Raw genomic sequence first — 24,134 nt, 5'->3', positions numbered from 1 at the left:
GTGCGAATCTCTTTCCTCGGGTGTCACCAGCGGACGGGGAGCCGGGCCGGGGCGCGCAGCGGAGTGGACTCGTCCCAGGGGAGGGTCTCCGCCGCAGCGGCCAGTTCGATGCCGGGGAGCCGCTCCAGCAGCACCTGGATGGCGATGGCGAGCTGCATGCGGGTGAGGTGGGCGCCGGTGCAGGCGTGGGGGCCGTGCCCGAACGCGACGTGCGCGTTGGGGGTCCGGGTGAGGTCCAGGCGGTCGGGGTCGGCAAAGGCCTGCGGGTCGCGGTTGGCGGACGCCGGTACGGGGACGACCGCGTCGCCTTCGCGAATGCGTTGCCCGTGGAGGGTGAAGTCCTCGGTGGCGACGAGGATGTTGATGGCGTTCATCAGCGGCACGTACCGCAGCAGCTCGTCCACCGCGGTGGGGATCCGCCGGGGTTCCTCGCGCAGCATCCGCAGCTGCTCGGGGTGGGTGAGGAGGACGAGCAGGGCGTTGCTCGTGTGCTGGATGTTGGTCTTGTAGCCGGCCATGAGCATGGTGACGACGAAGCTGACGACGTCGTCCCTGCTCAGCTCGCCGCCCGGCCGGCTGCTCTCCGCCAGCAGCAGCCGGATGTAGTCCTCGCCCTCGCCCTCGCCCTCGCCCTCCTTCTCCTTGCGGGAGATGAGGTCGCCGGCGTAGTCCTGCAGCGCGTTCAGGGCCGCGAGCACCTCGTCCATCGTCAGACCGGACGCACCCAGGAGCGCGAGCGTGTGCGGCAGGTAGACGTCGCGGTCCTCGTACGGCAGGCCCACGGTCTCGCACAGCACGCGCAGCGGCAGCGGGTCGGCATAGGAGGCGACGAGGTCCCCGGTCCCGTCGTCCGCCCCGGCGACCATGTCGTCGACGAGTTCCTCGGCCATCGACCGGATCCGGGGCGCCATGAACTCCAGCCGCTTCCGGCCGAACATCGGCAGCACGGTGCGGCGCACGCGCTCGTGGTGCTCGCCGGTCATCTCCAGGAAGGTCGGCAGGGCCGGCGGCGGGGCGTCGTCCCCCTCCCGGGGCGGCCAGGCCGACATCAGCGGCCGGACGAGCCGGTGGTCGGCGAACGCGGCGCGCACGTCCTCGTAGCGGCTGAGGAGCCAGCCCGTCTCGCCGTTGGGCAGCTGCGCCTTGACGACGGGTGCCTCCGTGCGCAGGCGGGCGTAGGCGCACGGCGGTCCGGCGGTACCGGGCTCGGGCTCCGGCACGGGGATGAGGGTCTCGGGCCGGCTCATGCGGTGTGCTCCGATTCCTTGGGGCGGGCGGTTTCCTGGGGGCGGGCGATGTAGCCGGAGGCGAAGAAGTACTCCAGGTACCGGTCGAGCAGTGCGGCGTCGACCGGCGGGCAGTGCAGGCCGCTGCCGGCCAGCGCCTCCTCGGCGTTGCGGCGCCCCAGCACGGGGAAGGTGCCCTTCAGGTACATCTCCTTCACGGACATGTCGGCGGTGCGGCTGCGGTCCACGCACAGCGACACGAACGGCGCCGTGGCGCTCGTCGGGTTCTCGGCGACATGCCGCACCAGCTCGCCCACCCACTGGTCGTACGGCAGCGTGCGCAGGGCGAAGCCCGCCGCGCGCATCCGCTCCAGGACGTCGGAGAGCATCGCCGGACGAGGGTTGGTGAGGTGGTGGACGCGTCCGTCGGCCGGCCGGTGCGTGGCGATGTGCACGAGGGACTCGGCGAGGTGGTCGACGGGGACGAAGTCCATCGGCAGCTCGATGTCGGGGGCCAGCCCGGTCTCGGTGATCACCTTGAACAGCGAGCAGATGGCCGTCTCGGTGTTGCACACGCCGTGCACCCGGTCGCCCGTCACCTCGTACGGCCGGTACACCGCCACCGGCAGGCCCTGTTCGGCCGCCCGCCGCAGCACTCCCTCGGCGACCCACTTGCTCTCCGCGTAGCCCATGGTGAGCCCGTCCGCGTGGGCCAGTGGCAGGTCCTCGTCCACCTCGCGTACGCCGGCGGTGCCGAACCCGGCGACGACGGCGACGGTCGAGACGAAGTGCACCGGCACGCGGCGGGGTGCCGCGATGCGGACGACCTCCCGGGTGCCGTCGACGTTCGCCGCGCGCAACTGCTCGTACGGGTAGAGGAAGTTGACGCGGGCGCCGTTGTGCACGATCAGGTCCAGCCGGCGGGCCAGCGCGTCGGCGTGGGCGGCCGGCAGGCCCAGCCGCGGCTGGGTGAGGTCGCCGGGGAAGCACTCCACGCGCCGCCACTCGGCCTCCTGCAGGCGCAGCCCGTAGCGGGCGAGCGCGGTGCGCACCCGCTGCTCGGCGTGGGAGGGGCTGGTCGCCCGTACGGGGCAGTGGACGCGGGCGCTGGTCGAGTGCAGCAGACGGTGCAGCAGGTGGGCGCCGACGAAGCCGGAGGCGCCGGTGAGCAGGACGTCCTGCGGATCCTGCGGGCAGGGGGCCGGGCCCTCGGCGGGCGGGAGGGCGAAGCCGAGCTCGGTCTCCCGGACGAAGTCGACGACCTCGTCCGGCCCCGCGGTCCCGAGGGAGCCGCCCCGGGCCTCGCGTACGGCCTCGGCGAAGCCCTCGGGCGTGGGCGCGGCCAGCAGGGCCCTGATCAGGGTGGAGCCCAGGGCGGCGTCGAGGCCGAGCACGGCCAGGGTGCGGGTGACGGCCTCCGAGGCGAGCAGGGAGTCGCCGCCGAGGAGGAAGAAGTCGTCGTCGGGCCGGGGCCGGACGCGCAGGACCTGCTGCCACACGTCGGTCAGGACGCCGAGCAGGCCCTCGGCCCTGGGCTCGTCCGTGGCGTCCGTCCTGCGCTCGTCCCCGTGCGCCGCGGCTGCCGCGGCCTTCAGGCGGGTGCGGTCGACCTTGCCGCCGCTGGTCACCGGGAAGTGGTCCAGGGGCACGAGGTGGGGTACGGCCTGCGGGGGCAGCCACTGGGCGCAGTACGCGCGCAACTCGGGCAGCGGCAGGGGGCGGCCGGGCGCGGCGGCGGTCAGGTAGGCGGTCAGGGCACCCGACTCGACCTCGACGACGGCCTCGCCGACCTCGGCGTGGGCCCGTAATCGGGCCTCCACCTCGTCGAGCTCGACGCGCGCGCCGCGCAGCTTGACCTGGCGGTCGAGGCGCCCGCGGTACTCCAGCAGCCCGTCGGCGGTCCGCACGGCCCGGTCGCCGGTGCGGTACAGCAGCCCGCCCGGCTCCACGGCGGGCAGCGCGACGAACCGCTCGGCGGTCAGGCGCGCATCGCCGAGGTAGCCCAGGGCCAGCCCGTCGCCGCCGACGTACAGCTCCCCCTCCTCGCCCGGCTCCGCCACCGAGCCGTCGGCGCGCAGGACGTGGCACGTGGAGGCGCCGAACGGACGGCCCAGGGGGACACTCGCGGCGTCCTCGGGCAGCGGGCGCAGCACATGGGCGGTGGAGACCACGGCGTTCTCGGTCGGACCGTAGAAGTTGACCACCGTCGTACCCGGGCAGGCCGCCAGGACCGCGTTCGCCAGGTGCGGGTCCATCGCCTCCCCGCCGGCGGAGACGAAGCGCAGCAGCGCCAGCGCCTCGGGGCGGGTCCGGGCGACGAGGTGGAAGACGCTCGTCGTCAGGTAGGCCACGGTCACGTCCGCCGTGTGGAAGAGCCGTTCCAGGGCGTCGGGGGAGAGCAGCTCCTCCCGGTCGGCGAGGACCAGGCAGGCGCCGGTCAGCAGGGCGCCCCAGATCTCGATCGTCGAGGCGTCCGAGGACAGGCCGTAGGCGTGCAGCACGCCGTCGCCCGGACCGGGCGGCGGCACCTCGGAGTCGGACAGCACCAGGCGCACGACGCCCCGGTGGGGTATCGCGACGGGCTTGGGGCGGCCGGTCGTACCGGAGGTGAAGGCCACGTAGGCGCAGTCGGTCGCGGAGCCGGTCCGGCGCGGGACGGCGGCAGGGACGGCGACGGGAGCATCGACGCTGCCGAGCTCGACCGACGCGCGTAGACCGCGCACGCGACGCGTGCTGCCCGGCAGCGTGACCGCCGCGCTCAGCCCCGCGTCCTCGGCCATGGCCCGCAACCGGGCCGGCGGCAGGTCCTCGTCCAGCGGTACGTACGCACAGCCGGCCTTGAGGATGCCCAGCAGCGCCACCAGCGCCTCCAGCGAGCGGCTGCCGCACACGCCGATCAGCTCACCCGGCCGGACACCGTGCGCGACCAGGCGCGCCGCCAGGGCGTCGGCATGGGCGTCGAGCTGCCCGTACGTCACGACACGCTCCCCGTGCCGGGCCGCGGGCGCATCAGGGCGGGCCGCGGCCTGCGCCTCGAACAGCTCCGGTATGAGGCCGTCCCGCGGGTAGCCCGGGACGAGCGTGGACGAGGTCGACGGGCGCGACGATATGCCGGTGCCGGTCATCACGCCTCCCCGGCGAAGTCCGCCGCGAACGCGGCGAAGTCGGCACTGCGCCAGTGCTCCGGTCGCATGCGGAACAGGACGTCGTCCTGTAACTGGGCCGAGGTCGCCGCCAGGTAGTCGCGGGCCTCCTGCGGATCCAGGTACCGGTGGGCCAGGGCCTCGCGCACCGCCGGATCGATCGGATCCTCGATCGAGGTGATCGGGCCCTCGACGCTCACGTAGCGGTACGGCCGTTTCTCGTCCTGCACGCAGAGGCTGAAACGCCCGGCGTCGCGCAGGAGCCGGGCCTTGATGCTCTCGCGGTTCGTGCCGACGACGACCTCGCCGCCGGGCTCGTAGTCGTACCAGAGCGGCACGACCAGCGGCCCACGACCGCCACCGCCCCGGGGGTCGGCGACACCGAGGACGCCGACGCGCGGTTCGGCGAGGAAGCGTTCGCGGTCGGGGCGCGGCATGGAAGGGAGCATGCGGGGTTCCTGTTCTGTAACTGGCTGGAGTGGCGCTGTTGCGGTGTGGTCACCGCGCGAAACAATCTTGAGAGCGAGAAGATCAATCCCCGGCCGATTGGCGAACAAACGCTGGATTCAGACGGTTTTGAGCCGCTTTTCGAGCCACGCTGGCCGAGGCTCGGCGGGGGGCTGCTCCCCGGCCCCGCCTTCTCCCCGCCTCCCGGGGAGTGCCAATGCGGCGCACACGCCCCCACCCGCGCTCCATAGCGGACAAGCGACGCACCGCCGTCCCAGACCTACCGTGGGGGAACCAACATCCACACCCCCACCTGGGAAGGGCCGATTGTGACTGCTCCCCACGCGTTCTGGCTGGCCGGCCGCGAGGCCACCGGCGAGGAGACCTTCGACGTCACGAACTCCTGGGACGGTCGTCTCGTCGGCACCGTGAGCGTGCCCACCGAGGCGCAGGTCGAGGAGGCCGTCGCCGCCGCGTACGCCGTGCGCGAGGAGTTCGCCACCACGCCCGCGCACGTGCGCACCGCCGCTCTGGACCATGTCGCCAAGCGGCTGACGGAGCGCACGGAGGAGATCGCCCAGCTGATCTCGGCGGAGAACGGCAAGCCCATCAAGTGGGCGCGCGGCGAGGTCGGCCGTGCCGTCTCGGTCTTCCGCTGGGCGGCGGAGGAGGCCCGCCGGTTCAACGCCGGTGACGCCCAGCGCCTGGACACCGACCCGGGTTCGACCGGCCGTCTGGCGCTGACCCGCCGGATCCCGCGCGGCGTCGTCCTCGGCATCGCGCCGTTCAACTTCCCGCTGAACCTGAGCGCGCACAAGGTCGCCCCGGCCATCGCGGTGGGCGCTCCGATCATCCTCAAGCCGGCTCCGGCGACCCCGATCTCCTCCCTCGTCCTGGGCGAGATCCTCGCCGAGACCGACCTGCCGGCCGGTTCGTGGAGCGTGCTGCCGGTGCCGAACGACCGCATGCCCGCCCTGGTGCAGGACGAGCGTCTGCCGGTCATCTCCTTCACCGGTTCCGGCCCGGTGGGCTGGTCGATCCTGGACTCCGTGCCGCGCAAGCACGTCACCCTGGAGCTGGGCGGCAACGCCGCGGCCGTCGTCCTGGCCGACTGGTCCTCCGAGGCGGACCTGGACTGGGCGGCGCAGCGCATCGCGACCTTCTCCAACTACCAGGGCGGCCAGTCCTGCATCTCCGTGCAGCGCGTGATCGCCGACGCCTCGCTGTACGAGCGTCTGGTGCCGAAGGTCGTGGCGGCCGTCGAGGCCCAGGTGACGGGCGACCCGTCCGACGCCGCGACCGACGTGGGCCCGCTGGTCAGCGAGGACGCGGCCAAGCGCGTGGAGTCGTGGGTGGACGAGGCCGTCGCGGCGGGCGCGAAGCTGCTGGCGGGCGGCAAGCGCGAGGGCGCCACGTACGCCCCGACCGTGCTGGCCGACGTGCCGGCGGGCGTCACCCTGGCGTGCGAGGAGGTCTTCGGCCCGGTGCTGACGCTCTCCCGCGTCGAGGGCGAGGAGGCCGCGTTCGCCGCGGTCAACGACTCCCCGTACGGCCTGCAGGCGGGCGTCTTCACGCACGACCTGCAGACCGCCTTCCGCGCCCACCGGGCGCTGGAGGTCGGCGGCGTGGTGATCGGCGACGTGCCCTCCTACCGCGCGGACCAGATGGCCTACGGCGGTGCCAAGCAGTCCGGCGTCGGCCGCGAGGGCGTGCGCTACGCGATGGACGACTACACCTACGAGCGCGTCCTCGTCCTGACGGGCCTCAGCCTGTAAGGACCACCCCCGACCACCGCGCCCCGGGCAACCGCTTCCGCCCGGGGCGCGGTCTCGTGTGCACGGGGACTGGTAGAGCCGGTGGGGATCGGGTAGGTACATGGGGGTACATACGGACGAGTAGTACCGGTCGGTAGTCGACCGGACACCTTCGACTCCAGCGGTGAGGTGCCTGATGACCGCACCATCCGTACGACCGGTCTCCGAGCGTGAGGCGCGCCAGGTCGCCGAGGCGGCCCGCGAGCAGGACTGGAAGAAGCCCAGCTTCGCCAAGGAGCTCTTCCTCGGCCGGTTCCGTCTCGATCTGATCCATCCGCACCCGACGCCCGCCCCGGACGACGTCCGGCGCGGCGAGGAGTTCCTGGCCAAGCTGCGCGACTTCTGCGAGACGCGCATCGACAGCGCCCGCATCGAGCGCGAGGCCCGCATCCCGGACGAGACGGTCGCCGGGCTCAAGGAGCTCGGCGCCTTCGGCATGAAGATCGAGCCGAAGTACGGCGGCCTCGGCCTGAACCACGTCTACTACAACAAGGCCCTGGCCCTGGTCGGCTCCGTCAGCCCCGTCGTCGGCGCGCTGCTGTCGGCCCACCAGTCGATCGGCGTACCGCAGCCGCTGAAGCTGTTCGGCACGCGGGAGCAGAAGGAGAAGTTCCTGCCGCGGTGCGCGCGCACCGACATCACCGCCTTCCTGCTCACCGAGCCGGACGTGGGCTCCGACCCGGCCCGGCTCGCGACCTCCGCCGTGCCCGACGGCGACGACTACGTCCTCGACGGCGTGAAGCTGTGGACGACCAACGGCGTCGTCGCCGACCTGCTCGTCGTCATGGCCCGCGTGCCCCGCAGCGAGGGCCACAAGGGCGGCATCACGGCCTTCGTCGTCGAGGCGACGGCCGAGGGCGTCACCGTGGAGAACCGCAACGCCTTCATGGGCCTGCGCGGCATCGAGAACGGCGTCACCCGCTTCCACCAGGTGCGGGTGCCCGCCTCCCACCGCATCGGCCCCGAGGGCGCCGGCCTGAAGATCGCGCTGACCACGCTCAACACCGGGCGGCTGTCGATCCCCGCCATGTGCGCCGCGAGCGGCAAGTGGGCGCTCAAGATCGCCCGCGAGTGGTCCTCGGCCCGTGAGCAGTGGGGCAAGCCCATCGCCAAGCACGAGGCCGTCGGCTCGAAGATCTCCTACATCGCCGCGACGACCTTCGCCCTGGAGGCGATCGTCGACCTCTCCAGCCAGATGGCCGACGAGGACCGCAACGACATCCGCATCGAGGCCGCCCTCGCCAAGCTCTACGCCAGCGAGGCGGCCTGGCTGATGATGGACGAGCTGGTGCAGATCCGCGGCGGCCGCGGCTACGAGAGCGCCGCCTCCCTGGCCGCCCGCGGCGAGCGCGCCGTCCCCGCCGAGCAGATGCTGCGCGACGCGCGCATCAACCGGATCTTCGAGGGCTCCACGGAGATCATGCACCTGCTCATCGCCCGCGAGGCCGTCGACGCCCATCTGTCGGTCGCCGGCGACCTGATCGACCCGGAGAAGTCCCTGGGCGACAAGGCCCGTGCCGGCGCCCGTGCCGGCGGCTTCTACGCCCGCTGGCTGCCCAAGCTGGTCGCCGGCCCCGGGCAGCTGCCGCGGACGTACGCCGAGTTCCACCCGACCGGCCACCGCGACCTCTCGCGCCACCTGCGTTACGTCGAACGGTCCTCGCGCAAGCTGGCGCGCTCCACCTTCTACGCCATGTCCCGCTGGCAGGGCCGCATGGAGACCAAGCAGGGCTTCCTCGGCCGCATCGTCGACATCGGCGCCGAGCTGTTCGCCATGAGCGCCGCCTGCGTGCGCGCCGAGCACCTGCGCTCCCGCGGCGAGCACGGTACCGAGGCGTACCAGCTGGCCGACGCCTTCTGCCGGCAGTCCCGCATCCGCGTCGAGGAGCTCTTCGGGCGGCTGTGGACCAACACCGACGACCTCGACCGCAAGGTCGTCTCCGGCGTCATGGGCGGGGCGTACGCGTGGCTGGAGGCCGGCATCGTCGACCCCAGCGGCGAGGGCCCCTGGATCGCGGACGCCACCCCCGGCCCGTCCAAGGCCGAGAACGTCCACCGGCCGATCCGGTGAGCCGAAGAACCCCCGATCCGATGAACCGGTGAACCCCACCGGGTCGTACTGCCGGGACGCGCTGTCGGGCCGGACCGGCGGTACGGCCACAATGGGGGGATGACGGACTCCCTCGCTGACCCCCACCTGCGCTACTCCGCCGCCGTGCCCGGAGGCGGCCCGCGCGAGATCGTGATCCTCGGCTCGACCGGTTCGGTCGGCACCCAGGCCATCGACCTGGTCCTGCGCAACCCCGAGCGGTTCACGGTCACCGCCCTGTCCGCCGCCGGCGGCCGGGTGGAGCTGCTCGCCGAGCAGGCGCACCGACTGGGGGTCCGCACGGTCGCCGTCGCGCAGGCGGACAAGGAGCCCGCCCTGCGCGAGGCCCTGGCCGCCCGCTACGGCCGCGAGCCGCTGCCCGAGGTCCTCGCCGGCCCCGACGCGGCCACCGAGCTCGCCCGCAGCCGGTGCCACACCGTCCTCAACGGCATCACCGGCTCCATCGGCCTGGCCCCCACCCTCGCCGCCCTGGAGGCCGGCCGCACCCTGGCCCTGGCCAACAAGGAATCGCTGATCGTCGGCGGGCCCCTGGTCAAGGCCGTCGCCAAGCCCGGACAGATCATCCCCGTCGACTCCGAGCACGCCGCCCTCTTCCAGGCCCTCCTCGGCGGCACCCGCTCCGAGGTGCGCAAGCTCGTCGTCACCGCCTCCGGCGGCCCCTTCCGCGGCCGCACCAAGGCGGAGCTGGCCTCCGTGACCCCCCGGGACGCGCTGGCCCACCCCACCTGGTCCATGGGCCCGGTCATCACGATCAACTCGGCCACCCTGGTGAACAAGGGACTCGAGGTCATCGAGGCCCACCTGCTCTACGACATCCCCTTCGAGCGCATCGAGGTCGTCGTCCACCCCCAGTCGTACGTCCACTCGATGGTGGAATTCACCGACGGCTCCACCCTCGCCCAGGCCACCCCGCCGGACATGCGCGGCCCCATCGCCATCGGCCTCGGCTGGCCCGAGCGGGTGCCCGACGCCGCCCCCGCCTTCGACTGGTCCCAGGCCTCCACCTGGGAATTCTTCCCCCTCGACACCGAGGCCTTCCCCTCCGTCGACCTCGCCCGGCACGTCGGCACCCTCGGCGGCACCGCCCCCGCCGTCTTCAACGCCGCCAACGAGGAGTGCGTCGATGCGTTCCTGAGCGGGCAGCTGCCGTTCAATGGGATCGTGGACACCGTCGCCGAGGTGGTGGCGGAACACGGCACCCCCGCCGCGGGAACCCGCCTGACCCTCTCGGACGTCCTGCAGGCGGAGACCTGGGCCCGCGCCCGGGCCCGCGAACTGGCGGCTCGTACGACCTCGGAGGCCCGCGCATGACAGCACTGATGACCGTCCTCGGGATAGTCGTCTTCGTGGTGGGCCTGCTCTTCTCCATCGCCTGGCACGAGCTGGGCCACCTGTCGACCGCCAAGATGTTCGGCATCCGGGTGCCGCAGTACATGGTCGGCTTCGGGCCGACCCTGTGGTCGCGGAAGAAGGGCGAGACCGAGTACGGCATCAAGGCCGTCCCGCTCGGCGGCTACATCCGCATGATCGGCATGTTCCCGCCCGGCGAGGACGGCCGCATCAGCGCCCGCTCCACCTCCCCGTGGCGCGGCATGATCGAGGACGCCCGCTCCGCCGCCTACGAGGAGCTGCGCCCCGGCGACGAGACCCGCATGTTCTACACGCGCAAGCCGTGGAAGCGCGTGATCGTCATGTTCGCCGGGCCCTTCATGAACCTCGTCCTGGCCGTCGTGGTCTTCCTCGGCGTCATGATGACCTTCGGCGTCTCCACGCAGACCACGACCGTCTCCCAGGTCTCCGACTGCGTCGTCAAGGCCAGCAGCCCCGCCGACAAGTGCCCCACTGGCGCCAAGGACTCCCCGGCCAAGGCGGCCGGCCTCCAGCCCAAGGACCGCATCGTCGCCTTCAACGGCCACCGCGTCGGCGACTGGAGCACCCTCCAGAAGGAGATCCGCCGCACCACCGGCCCGGCGACGATCACGGTCTCGCGCGACGGCACCGAGAAGACGCTGCACGCCGACCTGATCTCCAACCAGGTCCAGAAGTACGACGGCAAGGGCGCCCCCATCAAGGGCGAGTACGTCACCGCCGGCTTCCTCGGCTTCACGCCCGCCACCGGAGTCGTCCAGCAGTCCTTCGGGCAGTCCGTCGACCGCATGGGCGACATGGTCCAGTCCGGCATCGAATCCCTGATCGACCTGCCCGGCAAGATCCCCGACCTGTGGAACGCCGCCTTCGACGGCGGCGAGCGCAAGGCCGACTCCCCGATGGGCGTCGTGGGCGCGGCACGCGTGGGCGGTGAGGTGTTCAACCTCGACATCCCGCCGTCGCAGCAGATCGCCACCATGCTCTTCCTGGTGGCGGGCTTCAACCTGTCGCTGTTCCTGTTCAACATGCTGCCGCTGCTGCCGCTGGACGGCGGGCACATCGCGGGCGCCCTGTGGGAGTCCGTACGCCGCACGGTCGCCAAGGTCTTCCGGCGCCCGGACCCGGGCCCCTTCGACGTGGCGAAGCTGATGCCGGTGGCGTACGTGGTGGCGGGCATCTTCGTGTGCTTCACGCTGCTGGTGCTCATCGCGGACGTGGTGAACCCGGTACGACTGACGTAGCGGCGGTCGTCGTCCTCGCACGCCGGAGAGGCTGCACTGCAGCCTCTCCGGCGTGCGAGCAGGGGCCCCCGCCGGGGACCGGCAATGTGCTCCCACGGCACCGCTTGCCGTAACCTCGGAGTCGGAGCCCGCCGATCTCGGGACCTTGATTCATACCTTGGGGTTGCTCGCCAGATGACAGCGATTTCGCTTGGAATGCCTTCCGTTCCGACCAAGCTCGCCGACCGCAGGGTCAGCCGCAAGATCCAGGTCGGATCCGTGGCCGTCGGCGGCGACGCCCCCGTCTCGGTGCAGTCCATGACGACGACGCGCACCTCCGACATCGGCGCCACCCTGCAGCAGATCGCCGAGCTGACGGCCTCCGGCTGCCAGATCGTCCGCGTCGCCTGCCCGACCCAGGACGACGCCGACGCGCTGCCGATCATCGCCAGGAAGTCGCAGATCCCGGTGATCGCGGACATCCACTTCCAGCCGAAGTACGTCTTCGCCGCGATCGACGCCGGCTGTGCCGCCGTCCGCGTCAACCCCGGCAACATCAAGCAGTTCGACGACAAGGTCAAGGAGATCGCGAAGGCGGCCGGCGACGCCGGTGTGCCGATCCGCATCGGCGTGAACGCCGGCTCCCTCGACCGCCGCCTGCTGCAGAAGTACGGCAAGGCGACGCCGGAGGCCCTCGTCGAGTCCGCCCTGTGGGAGGCGTCGCTCTTCGAGGAGCACGGCTTCCGGGACATCAAGATCTCGGTCAAGCACAACGACCCGGTCGTGATGGTCAACGCCTACCGCCAGCTGGCCGCCCAGTGCGACTACCCCCTCCACCTGGGCGTGACCGAGGCCGGTCCGGCCTTCCAGGGCACCATCAAGTCCGCCGTCGCCTTCGGCGCCCTGCTCTCCGAGGGCATCGGCGACACCATCCGCGTCTCCCTCTCCGCCCCGCCGGCGGAGGAGATCAAGGTCGGCATCCAGATCCTGGAGTCCCTGGGGCTGCGCCAGCGCCGGCTGGAGATCGTCTCCTGCCCGTCCTGCGGCCGCGCCCAGGTGGACGTGTACAAGCTCGCCGACGAGGTCACCGCGGGCCTGGAGGGCATGGAGGTCCCGCTGCGCGTGGCCGTCATGGGCTGTGTGGTCAACGGCCCCGGCGAGGCCCGCGAGGCCGACCTGGGCGTCGCCTCCGGCAATGGCAAGGGCCAGATCTTCGTCAAGGGCGAGGTCATCAAGACCGTTCCCGAGTCGAAGATCGTGGAGACGCTCATCGAGGAGGCCATGAAGCTCGCCGAGAAGATGGAGGCCGAGGGCGTCGCCTCCGGCGAGCCCTCGGTCAGCGTCGCCGGCTGACGCACCCCCGCCTCTGCCCGCCCCGCCCGGCCTCCGCCGGGCGGGGCGGCGGCGCAAGCGGGGAGGTACAGTGCCAGGATCCACTTCCCCGGCCTGCGGCCCCGCCACGGTGAGGCAATCCGACACGTGCTGACGACGACCACCACCAAGGTCCTGGGCCCCGCCGATCTGGACGCGGCCCTCGGCGTCCTCGACCGCGATCCCGTGGCCAACGCCTTCGTCGCCGCGCGCGTCCGTGTCGCCGGCCTCGACCCCTGGCGGCTCGGCGGCGAGATGTGGGGCTGGTACGCGGAGGGCCGGCTGGAGTCCCTGTGCTACGCCGGCGCCAACCTGGTGCCGGTGTGCGCCGGCCCCGAGGCCGTACGCGCCTTCGCCGACCGGGCCCGGCGCACCGGCCGCCGCTGCTCCTCGATCGTCGGCCCGGCCGAGGCCACCGCCCAGCTGTGGTCCCTGCTCGAACCGCACTGGGGCCCGGCCCGCGAGGTCCGCGCCCACCAGCCGCTGATGGTCACCCGCTCCATGCCCGCGGGCCTCGCCCCGGACCCGCTGGTGCGGCGCATCCGCAAGGACGAGATGGACCTGATCCTGCCCGCGTGCGTGGCCATGTTCACCGAGGAGGTCGGCGTCTCGCCGCTGGCCGGCGACGGCGGACTGCTCTACCAGGCCCGCGTCGCCGAGCTCGTCGGCTCCGGCCGGTCCTTCGCCCGCATCGAGGACGGGCGCGTGGTCTTCAAGGCGGAGATCGGCGCCGCCACCGACCTCGCCTGCCAGATCCAGGGCGTGTGGGTGGCCCCCGAGTACCGCGGCAGGGGTCTGTCCGTCGCCGGCATGACCGCCGTCCTGGGCTACGCGCTGCGCGAGGTCGCCCCGGTGGTCAGCCTGTACGTCAACGACTACAACACCGCCGCCCGCGCCGCCTACCGCCGCGTCGGCTTCCAGGAGGTCGGCGCGTTCATGAGCGTCCTGTTCTGACGAGGTCGCATCCGATGCGGTCGGGCCACGGGCGGACGGCCGGGTAGCCTCGCGCCATGGATGACATCACGGTCGGACCGCTCGACCTCGCCGCGCGGGTGGACGAGGCACTGGCCGTGCAGGCCGTCGCCTTCGGGCTGACCCCCGAGGAGGTCGGGGTCCGGCGGCACATCGTGCTGCGGCACCTCACCAGCCCGGGAGCGCGCGCCCTGGGCGCCACCACGGCCGACGGCCGGCTCGTCGGCTTCGTCTACGGGATGCCCAACGACCGCAGCCACTGGTGGTCCATGGTCGTCGAGCCGTACCTGCGGGCCAACGGGCACGACCGCTGGCTCGACGACTCCTTCGTCATCACCGAACTGCACGTCCACCCCGAATTCCAGAACCGCCGCATCGGCCGCACCCTCATCACCGCCATCACCTCCACGGCGGACGAGCCGCGCTCCATCCTGTCCGCCATCGACAAGGACAGCCCGGCCCGCGCCCTGTACCGCAAGCTCGGCTACCGCGACCTGGCCCGGCACGTCGTCTTCCCCAGCGCCGCGAGCCCGTACGCCGTGATGGGCGCGCAACTGCCGCTGCTCGCCCCGGAAAACCGGTACGTGCACGACGCCCCGCGCCGCTAGTCTCCGGGCCAACACCGCACGTCACGCACCCGGGAGACGACCCATGGCCCCCTTGCAACGCATGTCCACGACCCTGCTCAGGACGCTGCGCGAGGACCCGGCCGACGCCGAGACCGCGAGCCACCGGCTGCTGGTCCGCGCCGGATACGTCCGCCGCACCTCCGCGGGCATGTGGACGTGGCTGCCGCTGGGCAAGAAGGTCCTCGACAACGTCGCCCGCATCGTGCGCGAGGAGATGGACGCCATCGGCGGCCAGGAAGTGCTGCTGCCCGCCCTGCTGCCCAAGGAGCCCTACGAGACCAGCGGGCGCTGGAAGGAGTACGGCGACGAACTCTTCCGGCTCACGGACCGCAAGGGCGCCGACTACCTCCTCGGGCCCACCCACGAGGAGATCTTCACCCTCACGGTCAAGGACCAGTGCGCGTCCTACAAGGACCTGCCCGTGATCCTGTATCAGATCCAGACGAAGTACCGCGACGAGGCCCGGCCCCGCTCCGGCGTGCTGCGCGCCCGCGAGTTCCAGATGAAGGACTCCTACTCCTTCGACATCGACGACGAAGGCCTCGCCGCCTCCTACCGCCTCCACCGCACCGCGTACCAGCGCATCTTCGCCCGCCTCGGCCTGGACCACCGGATCGTCTCCGCCGTCTCCGGCGCCATGGGCGGCTCGGCGTCCGAGGAGTTCCTCGCCCCGGCCGCGGCCGGCGAGGACACCTTCGTCGACTGCCCGCACTGCGACTACGCCGCCAACACCGAGGCCGTGACCACGGTCGTCGCCCCCGGCGACCCCGCCGCCCACGCGCCGGCCGAGGAACTCCCCACGCCCGACACCCCCACCATCGACACGCTCGCCGCGCACCTGGGCGTACCCGCGTCCGCCACCCTGAAGAACCTCCTGGTGAAGGTCGACGGCGAGATCACGGCCGTCGGCGTGCCGGGCGACCGCGAGGTCGACCTCGGCAAGCTCGCCGAACACCTGGCGCCGGCCGTCGTCGAACTCGTCACCGCCGAGGACTTCACCGGCCGCCCCGACCTCGTCCGCGGCTATGTCGGCCCCCAGGGCCTGGGCATCCCCTACCTCGCCGACCCCCGGGTCGCCCCCGGCACCGCCTGGATCACCGGCGCCAACAAGCCCGGCACGCACGCCCGCAACGTCGTGTGCGGCCGCGACTTCACCGTCGACCGCTACCTGGACGTCGTCGTGGTCCGACCCGGCGACCCCTGCCCCCGCTGCGGGGCCGGCCTGGAGGTCGGGCGGGCGATCGAGATCGGCCACATCTTCCAGCTCGGACGCAAGTACGCCGACGCCTTCGCCCTGGACGTCCTCGGCCCCGAGGGCAAACCCGTCCGCGTCACGATGGGCTCCTACGGCATCGGCGTCTCCCGCGTCGTGGCCGCCCTGGCCGAACAGACCCACGACGAGGCCGGCCTGTGCTGGCCCCGCGAGATCGCCCCGGCGGACGTCCACGTCGTGGCGGCCGGCAAGGCGGTGCAACCGGAGCTGGCGGAGACGATCGCGAAACGGCTCGCGGGGGACGGGGTGCGGGTGCTTCTCGACGACCGCACGGGGGTGTCGGCGGGAGTGAAGTTCGCGGATGCGGAGCTGATCGGGGTGCCGACGATCCTGGTGGTCGGGCGCCGGGCCCCCGACGGGGTGGTCGAACTCAAGGACCGCCGCACGGGGGAGCGGGAGGAACTGCCGGTGGACGAGGCGATGGCCCGAGTACGGGCCGCCGGCGCCTGACGCCGCCCGGAACCGCCCGGCCCAGGGCCGTCCGGCGGATCATGCAGTGCCCCGTAAGGGGCGCGGGGCAGCGTTCGATCTGCGGCTGCCGCCGCGTGGGCGCGATCGGCCACGGACGGCCCGCAGTCGACGCGCCGGCCCGAGGCCCGGGCGATGCACGGCACCCTGCCTGCGGGCAGGTGGTGGCTCATCGCGCCCACGCGGCGGGACGATCCGCCGGACACGACCTGGCAGCTCTACAGCAAGCCCGCGAACTCCAGGAGGAGTTCGCCCTGCCTGCGGGCGCCGGCCGCAAGCTCCCGCACCCCCGCCTCCGTCGCACGGAAGAGCGTCCAGCCCCGCAAGCGGTCCGCGTCCACTTCCAGGGACTCCGCCAGCTTCGCCACGCGGCGCCGTGCCGCCGCCCCCGCCCCCGGCGCGGCCAGCAGCGTGTCGAGCCGGTCGCGGACCAGCCAGGCGAGGTCGTAGGCGCGTTCACCGGCCAGGGGGCGGGGGGCGACGGCCAGCCAGGGCATGCGCTCGCCGGAGAGCACCGTGCCCTGGTGGTACTCGCCGTGCAGCAGCACCGCCTCGGCCGGGCGGTCGGCGACCAGCGCGTCGCGGGCTTCGAGCGCCTCGTCGACGAGGGCGCGCGCGTCGGCCGCCCAGGGCGCCTCGCGCCGCTCGCGCAGGACGGCGGCCGCGGCGCCGGTGTGGTCGGCCACCGTCGGGAAGGGGGCGCCGGCCGGGGCCGGCACCCACAGGCGTTGCAGGGTGGCGGCGGCCTCCAGCTGGGCCTTGGGCTCGGCCAGCGAGCGCAGACTGACGTCGGCGTGCAGCCGTTCCAGCAGCAGCGCCCCTTCCTCGGGGTCGGCGTCCAGGACGCGTACGGCGCCGAGGCCGTCCCAGTGGGCGAGCGCAGCGTGTTCGAGGGCGGTGGTGCCGCTGGACGGGGGGCTGAGCTTGAGCGCGGCGGGCGTGCCGTCGGCCTGCCGGACGAGGATCACCATGCTGGTGCGGCCGCCGGGCACCTGCACCCGTTCGGGTGTCAGCTGCCGGCGGGCGAGGGCGGTGCGGGCCCGTTCGGGGAGCTCGGCGAGCCAGCGGTGTTCGGCCTCGCCGGCCGCGGGGTCCGAGCCCAGGGTTCGCGCCAGCCTCTGCGGAGGTGCGAGGCGGTCGTTGCTGATGGCCATCCCTGAGCTGTCCCTTTCGTTGCTTCCCCGGCTCGCCGTCCGGCTTCCCGCAGGTCAGGACCTGTCGGGAGCGGCACGCTCGGTGAGCCCAGGGAAGGCTACGCTGCCCCCGTCCCAGCGTGCCGCGCGCACCGCCGCTTCGCGCAGCCCGGCCGCCGCCTCGCCGCGCAGGTCGCCGGTGGCGGCCCGGACGAGGTCGGCGTAGACCGCGGTGAGCCGGCGTTCGAGCTCGGTCGCGAGCCGCAGCGCCGCGGCGCCGTCGGGCACCGCGAAGGGCAGCGCGTAGGCGGCGGCCGCGGCGACGGGTTCGGCGCCCAGACCGCGCACGGCGCGGGTCAGCGCGTCGCGCCGGGCCCGGTGGGCCTCGTGGGCCTCGCGGGCGTCGCCGGCGCGCTCCTCCTCGATGCGGGCGCCCACGACCCCGTACCCGTACACCGCCGCGTGTTCGGCGGCCAGGGCCGCCTGGGCGGCGGTCACGGCGGCGGGGGCGGTCATGCGGCGGCTCCGGTCAGCAGATAGGCGTGGGCGGCGCCCGAGGCGGCGACGGAGGCCAGGAGGCGGGCGAGGCCGGGCGGGGCGGCGGCCAGGGCGGCGGTGCGGGCGTCGACGGTGCGCCGCTCGGCCTCGGCGAGGGCGGCGAGGGCCGCCTTCTCGTCCTGCGGTACGGCCGGGGGCGCGCCGGTGCCGGCCGACGGGGAGGGGCTGCCCGGGCCCGGGCCGAAGGCCTCGGCGTGGCGGGCCACTTCGGCGCGCAGCGGCCGCAGCCGTGCGGCGAGTGCGGGGTGGGCGGCGAGGGTGGCGTCGTAGTGCGCGAGGAGCGCGGCGGACTGCTGCCCGGCGCGTTCTTTCAGCCGTTGTGCGGCGGCGGAATCCTCACCACCGGAGCCCGCGCCGCTCCCGGAGCACCCGGTGAGCAGCGCCGTGGCGCCCCCGCCCAGCAGGGCCGCGGCGGCCCCGCCCAGTACGCTGCGTCTGCGCGGCCCGCCCGGGTCCCGCGTCGTGGTCGCAAGCGGCACGATCCTCAATCCCGCCTCGTCTCGCCGTCGGCCGGCCCTCCCGGCATGATCACCGCACGTGAGCGTACCGGCGCGCCGGGGGGCCGCCGCGGACCCGGGCACCGAATCGTCAGCCGGCTGCCGGAACAGATAGGCTTTGACCTGACACGCGACTTTCCCACAACAGCACACGCGGCCGAGGAGTCACCCGGATGAGCACCACCCAGAGCGAGCGGCTGCGCGAGCTGCTGGCCCCCCTCGTGAGCGCGCGGGAGCTGGACCTGGAAGAGATCGAGGTGACCCCGGCCGGGAAGCGGCGTGTGCTGCGCATCGTGGTGGATTCCGACGAGGGTGTCCAGCTGGACACCTGTGCGGACCTCAGCCGTGACATCTCCGCCAGGCTCGATGAGTCGGACGTCATGGGGGCCACCCCCTACGTCCTGGAGGTCACCTCTCCCGGTGCCGACCGCCCCCTGACCCACCCGCGTCACTACGTCCGTGCCACGGGCCGGTTGATCAAGGCGCAGCTGGCCGAGGGCGGTGAGCTCGTCGCGCGGATCGTCGCCGTGGACGACGAGGGGCTCGATCTGCAGGTGCCGGGCGTCAAGGGCCGCAAGCCCACCGCCCGCCGCCTGGCCTTCGACGAGATCGCGAAGGCGCGCGTGGAGATCGAGTTCAACCGCAAGGCCACGGAGCAGGCCGCAGACGACGAGACCGACGAGAGCCAAGAGGAGGCGTAGCCGTGGACATCGACATGAGTGCCCTGCGGGGTCTGGTGCGAGAGAAGGAGATCTCCTTCGACCTGCTGGTCGAGGCGATCGAGTCGGCCCTCCTCATCGCCTACCACCGCACGGAGGGGAGCCGCAGGCGCGCCCGCGTGGAGCTCGACCGGGCCACCGGCCACGTGACGGTGTGGGCCAAGGAGGACCCGCAGGACCTTCCCGAGGGCGAGGAGCCCCGGGAGTTCGACGACACCCCGTCCGGTTTCGGCCGGATCGCCGCGACCACCGCGAAGCAGGTCATCCTCCAGCGTCTGCGCGACGCCGAGGACGAGATCACTTTCGGTGAGTTCGCCGGCCGCGAGGGCGACGTCGTCGCGGGCATCGTGCAGCAGGGCAAGGACCCCAAGAACGTCCTGGTCGACATCGGCAAGCTGGAGGCCATCCTGCCGGTGCAGGAGCAGGTCCCCGGCGAGGAGTACAAGCACGGCACCCGCCTGCGCACGTACGTGGTGCGTGTGGCCAAGGGCGTGCGCGGTCCGTCCGTGACGCTCTCGCGCACCCACCCCAACCTGGTGAAGAAGCTCTTCGCCATGGAGGTGCCGGAGATCGCGGACGGCTCGGTGGAGATCGCCGCCATCGCCCGCGAGGCCGGTCACCGCACCAAGATCGCTGTGCGCTCGACCCGTTCCGGGCTGAACGCCAAGGGTGCCTGCATCGGCCCGATGGGCGGCCGGGTGCGCGCGGTGATGGCCGAGCTGAACGGCGAGAAGATCGACATCGTCGACTGGTCGGACGACCCCGCCGAGCTGGTGGCCCACGCACTGTCCCCCGCACGGGTGAGCAAGGTCGAGATCGTGGATCTGGCCGCGCGCTCCGCCCGGGTGACCGTGCCCGACTACCAGCTCTCCCTCGCCATCGGCAAGGAGGGGCAGAACGCCCGGCTCGCGGCCCGGCTGACCGGCTGGCGGATCGACATCCGTCCCGACACCGAGCAGGCGGCGCAGGCCGAGGGTGCCTGAGCACCCGGGGCGCCCGATCATCCGATAGGCGCTCGGGGGTGAGGGGGAGCGCGCGAGCGCTCCTCCCAAGCGGTCCGGAACGTCCGTAATACGACCCCGCCGGACCGCCACGACCCCCGACCGGCGCCTTCCGGACCCGGAAAAGCGGTCGATCATGGCCGAAACGCATACGCGCACGATCAGTGCCCCGAAGGGGTGAGGTCGGCGCGGGGAGGTAGACTTAATCAGTGTCTGGCCGGACGCATGCCCGCGCATGCCCTGAGCGCACCTGTGTGGGGTGCCGGGAGCGAGCGGCCAAGAGCGAACTGCTGCGGACCGTGGTGACCGAGGGCGCGTGCGTCCCCGATCCTCGCGGTACGCTGCCCGGCCGGGGTGCATCCGTGCACCCCACACTGGTCTGTTTCGAGCTGGCGGTCCGCCGCCGGGCGTTTCCCCGGGCCTTCCGGATCCAGGGGCCGCTCGACACCGCGGAGCTGCGCCGGCACATCGAACAGACCGACCGGTAACGGCTGCACTGCCAGGCAACACCGTAAGAAGAACGGCACGGGAGACCGTGCGGTCAGGTACCTCGCGAGTTGGAAGTAGGTCGAGATTGCGATGAGCACTCGATGAGTACGCGATGAGTACGCCCATGAAGTAGCGACGGTCCGGTGGACACCCGGACCTAGAAGGAGCGAAGTGGCTAAGGTCCGGGTATACGAACTCGCCAAGGAGTTCGGAGTGGAGAGCAAGGTCGTCATGGCCAAGCTCCAAGAACTTGGTGAATTCGTCCGTTCGGCGTCCTCGACTATCGAGGCGCCGGTCGTCCGCAAACTGACTGACGCGCTGCAGGGGCCCGGCGGCAACGCCGGCAAGGCCGCTGCCAAGCCCGCGGCGCCGCGCAAGGCCGCGCCGCCGAAGCCGGGTGCCCCCACTCCGGGTGCCCCGGCCCGGCCCGCCGCCCCGGCCCCCAAGCCGGCCGCGGCGCCCACCCCCAAGCCCGCCACCCCGAGCGCCGGCCCCGCGCCGACGCCCGCCCCGCGTCCGGGCCCCAAGCCCGGTCCGGCGGCCCCCAAGCCCGCCCCGGCCGCCCCCGCGCAGCCGGAGTTCCAGGCCCCCCAGGCGCCGGCCCCGGCCGCGCCGAAGCCCGCCGGCGCCCCCGCGCCGCGCCCCGGCGCCCGTCCGGGTCCGTCCGGTCAGCGTGAGGGCGGCCGTCCGGCCGGCCCGCGCCCCGGTGGCCAGGGTGCCCCGCGCCCCGGCGCCCGTCCGGCCGGTCCCCGCCCGGGCAACAACCCCTTCACCTCCGGTGGCTCCACCGGCATGGCCCGGCCGCAGGCCCCGCGTCCCGGTGGCGCGCCCCGCCCCGGCCAGCCCGGCCCCGCCGGTCCCCGCCCGCAGGGCGGCCCCGGTGGCCCGCGTCCGCAGGGCGCCGGTCCCCGTCCGACCCCCGGTGGCATGCCCCGTCCGCAGGCTCCGGGCGGCGCTCCGCGTCCCGGCCCCGCCGGCAACCGCCCGAACCCGGGCATGATGCCGCAGCGTCCGGCCGCCGGCCCGCGTCCGGGCCCCGGTGGCGCCGGCCGTCCCGGTGGCGGTGCAGGTCGTCCCGGCGGCGGTGCCGGTCGTCCCGGCTTCGCCGGTCGTCCGGCCGGTCCGGGCGGCGGCGGTCGTCCGGGTGGCGGCGGCGGCTTCGCCGGCCGTCCCGGTGGCGGTGGCCCCGGTGGTGGCGGCGGCTTCGGCGGCGGTCGTCCCGGTGGCTTCGGCGGTCGTCCCGGTGGTCCGGGTGCCCGTGGTGGCACGCAGGGCGCCTTCGGCCGTCCCGGTGGTCCGGCCCGTCGTGGCCGCAAGTCCAAGCGTCAGCGTCGCCAGGAGTACGAGGCCATGCAGGCCCCGTCCGTGGGCGGCGTGATGCTGCCGCGCGGCAACGGCGACACCATTCGCCTGTCGCGTGGTGCCTCCCTCACCGACTTCGCGGAGAAGATCGGCGCCAACCCGGCGTCGCTCGTCGCCGTGATGATGAACCTCGGCGAGATGGTCACGGCCACGCAGTCCGTCTCCGACGAGACGCTGCAGCTCCTCGGCGACGAGATGAACTACACGGTTCAGATCGTCAGCCCCGAGGAGGAGGACCGCGAGCTCCTCGAGTCGTTCGACATCGAGTTCGGTGAGAACGAGGGCGGCGAGGAGATGCTCGTCGCGCGTCCGCCGGTCGTGACCGTCATGGGTCACGTCGACCACGGTAAGACGCGACTCCTCGACGCGATCCGCAAGACCAACGTGGTCGCGGGCGAGGCCGGTGGCATCACCCAGCACATCGGTGCCTACCAGGTCGCGACCGAGGTCAACGACGAAGAGCGCAAGATCACCTTCATCGACACCCCGGGTCACGAGGCGTTCACCGCCATGCGTGCCCGTGGTGCGAAGTCGACCGACATCGCGATCCTCGTGGTGGCGGCCAACGACGGTGTCATGCCGCAGACGATCGAGGCCCTGAACCACGCCAAGGCGGCCGACGTGCCGATCGTGGTCGCGGTCAACAAGATCGACGTCGAGGGCGCCGACCCGACCAAGGTCCGCGGTCAGCTGACCGAGTTCGGTCTGGTGGCCGAGGAGTACGGCGGCGACACGATGTTCGTCGACATCTCCGCCAAGCAGGGTCTGAACATCGACAAGCTGCTCGAGGCCGTCGTCCTGACCGCCGACGCCGCGCTCGACCTGCGCGCCAACGCGGAGCAGGACGCGCAGGGCATCGCGATCGAGGCCCACCTCGACCGCGGTCGCGGCGCCGTGGCCACCGTCCTCGTCCAGCGCGGTACCCTCCGCGTCGGCGACACGATGGTCGCCGGTGACGCCTACGGCCGTGTCCGCGCGATGCTCGACGACAAGGGCCAGAACGTGGAGGAGGCGGGTCCCTCGACCCCGGTCCTCGTCCTCGGTCTGACCAACGTCCCGGGCGCCGGCGACAACTTCCTCGTCGTCGACGAGGACCGTACGGCCCGCCAGATCGCCGAGAAGCGCGCTGCGCGCGAGCGCAACGCCGCCTTCGCCAAGCGCACCCGCCGGGTGTCCCTCGAGGACCTCGACAAGGTGCTCAAGGCCGGCGAGATCCAGCAGCTCAACCTCATCATCAAGGGCGACGCGTCCGGTTCGGTCGAGGCTCTCGAGTCCTCGCTGCTCCAGCTCGATGTGGGCGAGGAGGTCGACATCCGCGTGCTGCACCGCGGCGTGGGTGCGGTCACCGAGTCCGACATCAACCTGGCGTCCGGCTCCGACGCGATCGTCATCGGCTTCAACGTCCGCGCCGAGGGCCGTGCCACGCAGATGGCCGAGCGCGAGGGCGTCGACGTCCGGTACTACTCGGTCATCTACCAGGCGATCGAGGAGATCGAGGCGGCCCTGAAGGGCATGCTGAAGCCGGAGTACGAAGAGGTCGAGCTCGGTACGGCGGAGATCCGCGAGGTCTTCCGCTCGTCCAAGCTGGGCAACATCGCGGGTGTCCTCATCCGCTCCGGCGAGGTCAAGCGCAACACCAAGGCGCGCCTCATCCGCGACGGCAAGGTCGTCGCCGAGGACCTCACCATCGTCGGTCTGCGTCGCTTCAAGGACGACGTCACCGAGATCCGCGAGGGCTTCGAGGGTGGTATCAACCTCGGAAACTTCAACGACATCAAGGTCGACGACGTCATCGCGACGTACGAGATGCGCGAGAAGCCGCGCGGCTGATCCGCGTTGTAACTGTCGCGCGTAGCGCGTCCACCAGGGGTGGTGGTCGGGCGACGGGCGGGACGGGGCCGGTCGGCGGGATCATATTTCCGTCGATCGGCCCCGGCCGTTGCGTGTACGGTTTCAAGCGAGACCTGTACCTCACGCCTCCCGGGTGGGCTTCACCCGTCACACATGTATGTAGGGACGCTGTCCTTCGACCTGCTCCTCGGCGACGTCCGGTCGCTGAAGGAGAAGCGCTCCGTCGTCCGCCCGATCGTCGCCGAGTTGCACCGCAAGTACGCGGTCAGCGTGGCGGAGACCGGAGAGCAGGACCTGTACCGCCGGGCCACCATTGCAGTGGCGGCGGTCTCCGGGGACGCGGGGCACCTCACGGACATCCTGGACCGCTGCGAGCGCCTGGTCGCCGCACGGCCCGAAGTGGAGCTGCTGTCGGTACGGCGGCGGTTCCACGGCGACCACGACGACTGAACCGGCCGTCGTGGCCGCCCCCAGAGCACATTG

Annotated in this window: 19 protein-coding genes; 13 read left to right on the top strand and 6 right to left on the bottom strand. The window is 72.8% G+C overall.

The window, feature by feature from the left end; translation table 11 throughout:
* Positions 1 to 23: 23 nt before the first annotated feature.
* From AB0K17_RS18925 to AB0K17_RS18915, 3 genes are read right to left on the bottom strand one after another with little or no spacing between them, the layout of a single operon-like run.
* Positions 24 to 1,247, bottom strand: a complete 1,224-nt coding sequence (locus AB0K17_RS18925; RefSeq protein ID WP_365983597.1) for a cytochrome P450 — start codon at positions 1,245 to 1,247, stop codon at positions 24 to 26.
* A complete protein-coding gene (locus AB0K17_RS18920) occupies positions 1,244 to 4,351 on the bottom strand; it encodes an amino acid adenylation domain-containing protein (protein ID WP_365983596.1) in 3,108 nt (1,035 codons plus the stop codon). The genes AB0K17_RS18925 and AB0K17_RS18920 overlap by 4 nt, the downstream gene beginning before the upstream one ends.
* The gene (locus AB0K17_RS18915) at positions 4,351 to 4,806 is read right to left on the bottom strand and encodes a pyridoxamine 5'-phosphate oxidase family protein (protein ID WP_365983595.1); all 456 of its coding nucleotides are present in this window, start codon (positions 4,804 to 4,806) and stop codon (positions 4,351 to 4,353) included. Before AB0K17_RS18915 ends, AB0K17_RS18920 begins: the two co-directional genes overlap by 1 nt.
* A 339-nt stretch (positions 4,807 to 5,145) precedes the next feature.
* Here AB0K17_RS18915 and AB0K17_RS18910 point away from each other — a divergent pair, with 339 nt between their 5' ends.
* The 8 genes from AB0K17_RS18910 (at position 5,146) to AB0K17_RS18875 (ending at position 16,023) form a co-directional block, all read left to right on the top strand.
* Positions 5,146 to 6,591, top strand: coding sequence for an aldehyde dehydrogenase family protein (locus AB0K17_RS18910; protein WP_365967483.1), 1,446 nt, complete (start codon positions 5,146 to 5,148; stop codon positions 6,589 to 6,591).
* A 175-nt stretch (positions 6,592 to 6,766) separates the two neighbouring features.
* A complete protein-coding gene (locus tag AB0K17_RS18905; protein WP_365983594.1) occupies positions 6,767 to 8,701 on the top strand; it encodes an acyl-CoA dehydrogenase family protein in 1,935 nt (644 codons plus the stop codon).
* A gap of 99 nt (positions 8,702 to 8,800) precedes the next feature.
* Entirely contained in the window at positions 8,801 to 10,051 is a 1,251-nt protein-coding gene (dxr, locus tag AB0K17_RS18900) for a 1-deoxy-D-xylulose-5-phosphate reductoisomerase (RefSeq protein ID WP_365983593.1), read from the top strand.
* Positions 10,048 to 11,349: a site-2 protease family protein gene (locus tag AB0K17_RS18895; protein WP_365983592.1), complete on the top strand. Its 1,302-nt coding sequence runs from the start codon at positions 10,048 to 10,050 to the stop codon at positions 11,347 to 11,349. The genes dxr and AB0K17_RS18895 overlap by 4 nt, the downstream gene beginning before the upstream one ends.
* A 174-nt stretch (positions 11,350 to 11,523) precedes the next feature.
* On the top strand, positions 11,524 to 12,681 hold the full coding sequence (gene ispG, locus AB0K17_RS18890; protein ID WP_365967487.1) for a flavodoxin-dependent (E)-4-hydroxy-3-methylbut-2-enyl-diphosphate synthase: 1,158 nt from the start codon (positions 11,524 to 11,526) through the stop codon (positions 12,679 to 12,681).
* Between the two features lie 126 nt (positions 12,682 to 12,807).
* Positions 12,808 to 13,653 carry a GNAT family N-acetyltransferase gene (locus tag AB0K17_RS18885; protein WP_365983591.1) on the top strand — a complete coding sequence of 282 codons (846 nt, stop codon included), beginning with the start codon at positions 12,808 to 12,810 and terminating at the stop codon, positions 13,651 to 13,653.
* Positions 13,654 to 13,709: 56 nt separating this feature from the next.
* Positions 13,710 to 14,279, top strand: a complete 570-nt coding sequence (locus AB0K17_RS18880; RefSeq protein WP_365967489.1) for a GNAT family N-acetyltransferase — start codon at positions 13,710 to 13,712, stop codon at positions 14,277 to 14,279.
* 43 nt (positions 14,280 to 14,322) lie between these two features.
* Entirely contained in the window at positions 14,323 to 16,023 is a 1,701-nt protein-coding gene (locus AB0K17_RS18875) for a proline--tRNA ligase (protein ID WP_365983590.1), read from the top strand.
* Positions 16,024 to 16,259: 236 nt separating this feature from the next.
* Here the strand turns inward: AB0K17_RS18875 and AB0K17_RS18870 are convergent, their stop codons facing one another.
* From AB0K17_RS18870 to AB0K17_RS18860, 3 genes are read right to left on the bottom strand one after another with little or no spacing between them, the layout of a single operon-like run.
* Positions 16,260 to 17,195, bottom strand: coding sequence for an aminoglycoside phosphotransferase family protein (locus AB0K17_RS18870; protein WP_365967491.1), 936 nt, complete (start codon positions 17,193 to 17,195; stop codon positions 16,260 to 16,262).
* Between the two features lie 54 nt (positions 17,196 to 17,249).
* On the bottom strand, positions 17,250 to 17,690 hold the full coding sequence (locus AB0K17_RS18865) for a ferritin-like domain-containing protein (protein ID WP_365983589.1): 441 nt from the start codon (positions 17,688 to 17,690) through the stop codon (positions 17,250 to 17,252).
* On the bottom strand, positions 17,687 to 18,211 hold the full coding sequence (locus AB0K17_RS18860) for a hypothetical protein (RefSeq protein WP_365983588.1): 525 nt from the start codon (positions 18,209 to 18,211) through the stop codon (positions 17,687 to 17,689). The genes AB0K17_RS18865 and AB0K17_RS18860 overlap by 4 nt, the downstream gene beginning before the upstream one ends.
* 191 nt (positions 18,212 to 18,402) lie before the next feature.
* Between AB0K17_RS18860 and rimP the strand changes: the two genes are divergently transcribed.
* From rimP to AB0K17_RS18835, 5 genes are all read left to right on the top strand, one after another.
* The gene (gene rimP, locus AB0K17_RS18855; protein ID WP_365967494.1) at positions 18,403 to 18,930 is read left to right on the top strand and encodes a ribosome maturation factor RimP; all 528 of its coding nucleotides are present in this window, start codon (positions 18,403 to 18,405) and stop codon (positions 18,928 to 18,930) included.
* 2 nt (positions 18,931 to 18,932) lie between these two features.
* Entirely contained in the window at positions 18,933 to 19,931 is a 999-nt protein-coding gene (gene nusA / locus AB0K17_RS18850) for a transcription termination factor NusA (protein WP_365967495.1), read from the top strand.
* Positions 19,932 to 20,158: 227 nt separating this feature from the next.
* Entirely contained in the window at positions 20,159 to 20,437 is a 279-nt protein-coding gene (locus tag AB0K17_RS18845) for a YlxR family protein (protein WP_365967496.1), read from the top strand.
* 172 nt (positions 20,438 to 20,609) lie between these two features.
* The gene (gene infB / locus AB0K17_RS18840) at positions 20,610 to 23,630 is read left to right on the top strand and encodes a translation initiation factor IF-2 (protein ID WP_365967497.1); all 3,021 of its coding nucleotides are present in this window, start codon (positions 20,610 to 20,612) and stop codon (positions 23,628 to 23,630) included.
* A gap of 174 nt (positions 23,631 to 23,804) precedes the next feature.
* Positions 23,805 to 24,101, top strand: coding sequence for a DUF503 domain-containing protein (locus tag AB0K17_RS18835; RefSeq protein ID WP_344435987.1), 297 nt, complete (start codon positions 23,805 to 23,807; stop codon positions 24,099 to 24,101).
* Positions 24,102 to 24,134: the final 33 nt, after the last annotated feature.

The organism is Streptomyces sp. NPDC049585 (assembly GCF_040675615.1).
Taxonomy (GTDB): Bacteria; Actinomycetota; Actinomycetes; order Streptomycetales; family Streptomycetaceae; genus Streptomyces; species Streptomyces luteosporeus.
The sequence above is the reverse complement of the archived record's forward strand: the minus strand, read 5'-3'. Positions and strand labels throughout refer to the sequence as shown.